General features: G+C 34.7%; 1 protein-coding gene. It reads left to right on the forward strand.

Annotated elements, in window-relative coordinates; all coding sequences use genetic code 11:
* Nucleotides 1-2 precede the first annotated feature (2 nt).
* Nucleotides 3-1,661: alginate lyase family protein (locus tag P8H68_RS03120; RefSeq protein ID WP_300321477.1), on the forward strand; the 1,659-nt coding region annotated here is incomplete at its 3' end.

The following is a 1,661-nucleotide window of genomic DNA, read 5'->3' on the forward strand; positions in this document are numbered from 1 at the left end:
ATATCCGTGATCAATTGGGAAATATTCCAATTTTTGACAATTCACTACAGAAAGTCAAAGAAGAAGTTGATGCCGAAATTTTAGCAGGAATAGAAATCCCTATTCCAAAAGATTATTCAGGCGGCTACACACACTCTAGACATAAACAAAATTGGTTTGTCTTGCAAAAAGCAGGTTTATTGTATCAAATACTAGAGGATGAGAAATATGCAAAATATGTAAAGGGTATGTTGATGCAATACGAGAAGATGTATAAAACATTGCCTTTACATCCAAAAACAAGATCTTACGCTAGAGGGAAATTATTTTGGCAGGCGTTAAATGATGCGAATTGGTTGGTATATGTGAGTCAAGCATACGACTGTATTTATGATTATTTAACTGAGGAAGAACGTAACAAACTAGAAACAAATTTATTCAAACCTTTTGCAGATCATATATCTGTAGACAGTCCACAATTCTACCAAAGAGTTCACAACCATAGCACATGGGGAAATGCTGCCGTCGGAATGATTGGCTTGGTAATGGATGACGAAGTACTTATTCAACGCGCTTTATATGGTATCAAAGGAAAAGAAATGGATAAAACTGCCAAGGATGATGATGGTGGTTTTATCAACAAAGATGGAAAAGCCGGATTTTTAGCCAATATCGAAGAGCCTTTTTCTCCAGATGGATACTACAATGAAGGACCGTATTACCAACGTTATGCCATGTATCCATTTTTAATCTTTGCAACAGGTTTACAAAATGCAAAACCTGAATTAAAAATATTTGAATACAAAGAAGGTGTACTTCTCAAGTCTATCAACGCCTTGTTAAATTTATCGGATGCAAATGGTGACTTTTTCCCACTAAACGATGGTCAGAAAGGAATGTCTTATTACACGGATGCACTTGTAACTGCAGTTGATATTTCTTACAAGTATGGAAACATGGACCCAGGTCTTTTAAGTATCGCAAAAAAACAGAATAAAGTTTTATTAGATGATTCAGGTTTGGCCGTAGCTTTGGGTATCCAAAACGGAAAAGCAACTCCTTTTGAAAAAAACTCAATCAACTTATCTGATGGCCCCGAAGGGAAACAAGGAGGTGTTGCTATTTTAAGAAATCAAGAAATAGAACTTGTTTTTAAATATGCTTCACAAGGATCAAGTCACGGTCATTATGATAAATTATCCTATTCCCTATATGAAAACGGAGAAGAAGTAATTCAAGATTATGGATTGGCACGTTTTGTAAACATTGAACAAAAAGGAGGTGGTAATTATTTAAAAGAAAATAAAACTTGGGCAAAACAAACGATTGCCCATAACACGGTTACACAAAACGAAACATCCCATTACAATGGAAAATATGAAATCGGAAGCCAGAATCATCCAAACTTGTCCTATTTCTCTGCTGAAAACTCAGACACTAAAGTAGTAAGTTCAAAAGTTACAAACACCTACACTGGAACAGATATGCTCAGAACTATGGCCATAATCAACGACCCTGATTTTGAAAAGCCATACGTATTAGATATTATGAAAATAAAATCTGAGAAAGCCAATAGATACGATTTACCTATCTATTATTTTGGACAAGTTTTAAGTACAAATTTTGACTATACAATAGCTAAAAATTTAAAGCCATTGGGTTCTAAAAACGGGTATCAACAT

This window comes from Flavicella sp., from assembly GCF_029238425.1.
Taxonomy (GTDB): domain Bacteria; phylum Bacteroidota; class Bacteroidia; order Flavobacteriales; family Flavobacteriaceae; genus Flavicella.